General features: G+C 64.2%; 3 protein-coding genes. All 3 read left to right on the top strand.

Translation table 11 applies throughout. The features are described 5' to 3' along the window. The first annotated feature begins 446 nt into the window (after window positions 1–446). Window positions 447–2,756, top strand: coding sequence for a TonB-dependent receptor (locus tag VGD20_RS06745; protein ID WP_331133716.1), 2,310 nt, complete (start codon window positions 447–449; stop codon window positions 2,754–2,756). A gap of 3 nt (window positions 2,757–2,759) precedes the next feature. After that, window positions 2,760–4,046 carry an MFS transporter gene (locus tag VGD20_RS06740; protein ID WP_331133715.1) on the top strand — a complete coding sequence of 429 codons (1,287 nt, stop codon included), beginning with the start codon at window positions 2,760–2,762 and terminating at the stop codon, window positions 4,044–4,046. Further along, a partial coding sequence (locus VGD20_RS06735; RefSeq protein WP_331133714.1) for a carboxylesterase/lipase family protein occupies window positions 4,043–5,622 on the top strand: 1,580 nt, incomplete at its 3' end. The genes VGD20_RS06740 and VGD20_RS06735, both read left to right, overlap by 4 nt.

Genomic DNA, 5,622 nt, shown 5'->3' with positions numbered 1-5,622 from the left:
CGGAGTCGGGTCTCGAATAGTGGCCGGCAGGGGCGCGGCGCTCGTCAAAGGGATGACGGTTTCTGCCATTTGTGCGTCACGCCGAATGTCCGCTGTGAGGCGGAAGGCGATGCTTGATTTCGACCCAAGCGAACGCAGGTTTCGGGCAATGTTTTGGGGCGGGTTGCGACTTAAACGAGGCGCGAAGTCGCCGACCTTCCGTTGGCCAGAAGTTCAGATGGCCGCTTCCAGTGCGTGCATTCGGAAGGAACCCGGCGCCAATCCGACACCCGCTTTTACGATTTTTCACGCAGAAGCGGGCCGTCTTTAACCGGCCTATGCGGACCGGTACGGCCAAGCTGCCAATCGAAACTTATTCACACACGTGAGAGTGAATGTTGACTCCGATGCTCATTGGTGTCACCTGTCCGGCATGCCGACATACGATCGGCGAGGATGGGAGAGGCATGATGAGGGCATTTTTGTTTGCGTCCGTTTGTGCGGGCGCTCTGGTCGCGATTCCGGCGGGCGCTGCCGCGCAGGATACCGCAGGCGCGGACCAGCAGGCTGACGAGCAACGCGGCAGCGACATCATCGTCACCGCGACGCGCCGCGAGGAACGCATCCAGGACGTGCCGATCAGCATCTCGGCTTATTCGCAGGAAGAGCTGACCGAGAAGGGCATCGTCGGTTATGAAGGTATCGGCCGCGAGACGCCGGGCGTCGTGTTGAACAAGCCGACCGCCAACTTCAACAATTTCACCGCGCGCGGGATCGCGACCAACGGCTATAATGCGAACCTGCAAAGCTCGGTTGCGATCTATATCGACGAGCTGCCGGTTTCGACCATCGGCAACACCACCGTCGTCGACCCCAATCTGTTCGACGTCGAGCGCGTCGAATTCCTGCGCGGGCCGCAGGGGACGCTGTTCGGATCGGGCTCGCTGTCGGGGGCGATGCGCATTCTGCAAAAGAGCCCCGACCTCAACGATTTCGACACGGCGGCGCTCGTCGATTTCGGGCTGACGGGTTCGGACAGCTTTCGTCAGCGTTACAATGCGATGGTCAACGTGCCGCTGGTCGAGGACAAGCTCGCGCTACGCGTCGTCGGCTTTTACCGCGACGAGGAAGGCTATCTCGACAATGTCGGGACCGGCGTGAAGAATTCGAACACGCTGATCGATTATGGCGGCCGCGCAACCTTGCTGTGGCGTCCGACCGATCGCCTCTCGATCAAGCTGCTCGGCAGCTATGAGTACAGCAATCCCAAGGATAGCTCGCTGACCAGCCCGTCGCTCGGACGCAACAAGCGCGTTTCGGACGAGCCCGACCGCTTCACCGGCAAGCAGCTGATTGCCAACGCGACGATCGACTATGAATTCGACTTCGCGAAGCTGACCAGCTCGTCGACCTATTCGGATTTCGAGCAGCGCTTCTACGTCGATCTGGCCGGTACTTTCCCGGCCGCCACGCCGTCGCTGCCGGGCGCGCCGATCGCTTTCGGGCTCGATGCCGATGGCTATGACAAGGTATTCGTGCAGGAAACGCGCCTTGCCTCGACGCTCGACGGGCCATTCCAGTTCGTGATCGGCGGCTTTTATCTCGACCGCCGCCGCGACGTCGACTATTTCTACCGGTCGAGCCTGGCCTTTCTGGCAGCACGCAACTACACGGGGCTGCCCGACAAATATTACCAGAAGCAATATACGCATTCGCTGAGCAAGGAGATCGCCGGCTTCGGCGAACTCACCTATCGCTTCTCGGACAAATTCTGGCTGACCGGCGGCATGCGCTATGGCGAGACGTCGGCGCAGGGCTTTACCGAGGCTGGCGGTTATCTCGCCACAGCCGCGGGTTTTACCTATCTCGATTATGCGCTGCTGGGATTCCAGAATATCAATTTCACGCAGACGCCGTTCGCGGCCGTGACCGGACTCAAGGCGAAAGGATCCAAACCGTCGTGGAAGGCGAGCGCGACCTTCAAGCCGAGCGAAAGCCTGACCACTTACGCGACTTTCTCGACCGGCTTTCGCGCACCGATCGTCAACGCCTTTGCAAATCGTCCGCCGCCGGCGACAAGCCCCGGCGACATCACCATCCCCTTTGGCGCGACATCCGACAGTCTGAAAAGCTACGAGGTCGGCGCGAAGGGGCGCTGGCTCGGCGGCCGGGTGAGCATAAACACCGCTTTCTACCTGATCGACTGGAGCAACATCCAGGCGCAGGCGAACCGCGTCTCGGACTCGGTACAGTTCGCGACCAACATCGGCGCCGCGCGGAGCAAGGGCTTTGAATTCGAGATCGGCATCATCCCGGCGACCGGCTGGGCAATCGGGGTCAATGGTGCGTATAACGACGCCAAGATCACCAGGCTGAGCGCGACCGAAGCGGCGATCTCGGGCGCGGTGCTCGGTCACCGCCTGTCGGCGCCGCGCATCCAGGGGTCGGCCTATATGTCGTACGGTTTCAAGCTCGCGACCGACATCGATGCGATGCTGTCGGTGAATGCCCAGCATATCGGGTCGTACAACAGCAGCTTCCCGAACACGCCGGGCAACCCGAACCTGCCGCTCTCGACGTTCGGCAAGACCGACGCCTATAGCAACGTCAATCTCAGCCTCGGGCTCAAGAAAGGCGATCTGTCGGCGCAATTCTATGTCGAAAACCTCTTCGACGATCATTCGATCACCTACATCCACCCCGAAGCCTTTCTGAACAGCCGCTTCGGGACAATGCGGCCGCGCACCTTCGGCGTCCGCCTCGGCTACAGCCTCTAAGCCGTGGCGAGCGCCGATCTCCCGCCCTCCGCGGCACGGCCGAGCGCCCGGCCCTCGTTCGTGCTGGGGATGCTCTGCTTCGTCTATGTCCTGAACTTCCTCGACCGGCAGCTCCTGTCGATCCTCGCGAAGCCGATCCAGGACGCACTGCAGATCACCGACGGCCAGCTCGGGCTGATCAGCGGGCTCTATTTCGCGATGTTCTATTGCTTCATCGCGATCCCGGTCGGCTGGTTCGCCGACCGGACGAGCCGCGTCGGCGTCCTGTCGGCGGCGTGCGCGATCTGGAGCGGCGCGACGGTCGCGTGCGGGATGGCCGCCAACTATACGCAGCTGGTGATCGCGCGCATGGTGGTCGGATTCGGCGAGGCGGGCGGGGTGCCGCCCTCCTATGCGATTATCACCGACACCTATCCGCCGGGCAAGCGCGCCGCAGCGCTCGGTATATTCAACCTTGGCCCGGCGATCGGCGCGGCGGCGGGGGTGGCCTTTGGCGCCGCGATCGCGGAACGGTTCGGCTGGCGCATTCCCTTCATCGCCGTAGGAGCGATCGGCATCGTCACCGCACTGCTCGTCTGGCTGACGGTGCGTGAGCCGAAGCGCGGTGCCACCGACACCGGCGGCCCGGCCGAGACGGCAGAGAAGGCCGCTTTCTGGCCGACCGTGCGCATGTTCGCGTCAAACCGCGTGCTGATGCTCGCGGCGCTCGGCGGCGGCGCGACGCAGTTCGTGACCTATGGCCTCGGCAATTTCGCGGTGCTGTTCCTGATGCGCGAGAAGGGCATGGTGCTGGGCGAAGTGGCGATCTGGTACGCGCTGGTGCTGCTGGTCGGCATGGGCGGCGGGATGGTCGTCTCGGGCCGGGTGATCGATCGCATGACGCGCCAATCGCGCGTCGGCTATGCCATGGCGCCCGCGCTTTCGCTGGCGGTGGCCATGCCATTCTACCTTGCTTTCGTCTGGGCGCCGGGCTGGCCGCTCGCGCTGGCATTGCTCTCGGTCGTCATGGTGTTCAACTATTTCTACCTCTCGGCGTCGGTCGCGCTGGTGCAGGAAGAGGTCGAGCCCAATCAGCGCGTGCTGGCTGGCGCCCTGCTGCTGCTTGTCATGAACTTCATCGGGCTGGGGCTTGGCCCGACATGGGTCGGCTTCGCGAGTGACTGGTTCCAATCGCAGGGCGACGCGCATGGGCTGCAATCGGCGCTCTACACGCTGACGCCGTTTTACATCGTCGCGATCGGACTTTTTCTCGGTCTGGCGCGGGTCATCCGCAAGGAGGAAGCAGCATGATGCGCCCGGTTCTGGCTTTGGTCGCTTCGCTTGCCTGTCTGGGGACGGCCGCCGCGCAGGTGGTGAATGCTCCGGCGGGCTCGGTTGAGGGAAAAAGCGCGCGCGGCATTGCAACGTTCAAGGGCATTCCCTTTGCCCGGCCACCGGTCGGCGAGCTGCGCTGGAAAGCCCCGCTGCCGCTGCCCGCATGGGAAGGCGTCCGCAAGGCGCAGAGCTTCGGCGCCGCGTGTGTCCAGCCGCGTCCGAACGCGGTGCATATCTACGCCAATCCGCCCGCGAAGATTTCCGAAGATTGCCTGACGCTCAACATCTGGGCGCCGGACAAGATCAGGGACGCGCCGGTGATCGTGTGGATCCACGGCGGTGCGCTATCCACCGGCTACAGCCACGAAGCGATGTACGATGGCGCGAAGCTCGCCGCGCGCGGCGCGGTCGTCGTCTCGATCAACTACCGCCTCGGCGTTCTCGGCTATATGGCGCATCCGGCGCTGAGTGCGGAATCGCCCGACGGCGTGTCGGGCAACTATGGCCTGCTCGACCAGATCGCGGCGCTCGAATGGGTGAAGGCCAACATCGGCGCGTTCGGCGGTGATGCCAACAATGTCACGATCGCGGGCGAATCTGCGGGCGCGCTCAGCGTGATGTATCTGATGGCGTCGCCGAAAGCGCGCGGCCTGTTCCACAAGGCGATCGCGCAGAGCGCCTATATGATCTCGACCCCGTCGCTGAAGGACATGCGCCACGGCGAACCCGCCGCCGAGGCGACCGGGGAAAAGGTCGCCACGGCGCTCGGCGCCGCCGACATAGCGGCGCTGCGCGCGCTCGATCCGGTCGCACTGACCGACGGCGCCGCCAAGGCGGGTTATTTCCCGTGGGGCACCGTCGACGGGAAGATCCTGCCCGACCAGCTCGTCGATATCTTCGACCGCGGCGAGCAGGCTCCGGTGCCGATGATCGCGGGCTTCAACATCGGTGAAATCCGTTCGCTGCGTATCCTGGCGCCGCCGGTGCCCGCTAATGCCGCTGCTTATGAAGCCGCGATCCGCGAACGCTATGGCGATCTCGCCGACGCATGGCTCAGACTCTATCCGGCAAAGGATCTCGCCGAAACGATCCTCGCGGCCCCGCGCGACGCGCTCTATGGCTGGACGTCGGAACGGCTTGCGATCAAGCAGACCGCGCTCGGCCAGCCCGCTTACCTCTATCTCTTCGACCATGGTTATCCGGCGGCGAGCGAATATGGGCTGCACGGCTTCCATGCCGCCGAAATTCCTTATGTTTTCGGTACCGCGAGCGACACGCCGCCCTATTGGCCCAAGATCCCCGACAGCGTTGCCGAGCGCCGCTTCGCCGCCGCGATGGGCGACTATTGGGTGTCCTTCGCCAGAACCGGCAGGCCCGAGGCGACGGGGCAGGCGGCGTGGCCTCCCTATGGCACTGACGCCGCCTTCATGGCGTTCGCCGACGTGCCGCGCCCGGGTGCGCGGCTGATGCCGGGCATGTACGCACTGCACGAGGCGGCGGTGTGCCGCCGCCGCGCCGCGGGCAACCAGCCATGGAACTGGAACACCGGCAT

The sequence above is a fragment of the Sphingopyxis sp. genome (genome assembly GCF_036402335.1).
Lineage (GTDB): Bacteria > Pseudomonadota > Alphaproteobacteria > Sphingomonadales > Sphingomonadaceae > Sphingopyxis.
Note: the sequence above shows the minus strand (reverse complement) of the source record. Positions and strands in the feature narration are given on the sequence as shown.

Coding starts and splice junctions, on each gene's coding strand:
- VGD20_RS06745 (WP_331133716.1), top strand. CDS start 447: ATGATGAGGGCATTTTTGTTTGCGTCCGTTTGTGCGGGCGCTCTGGTC.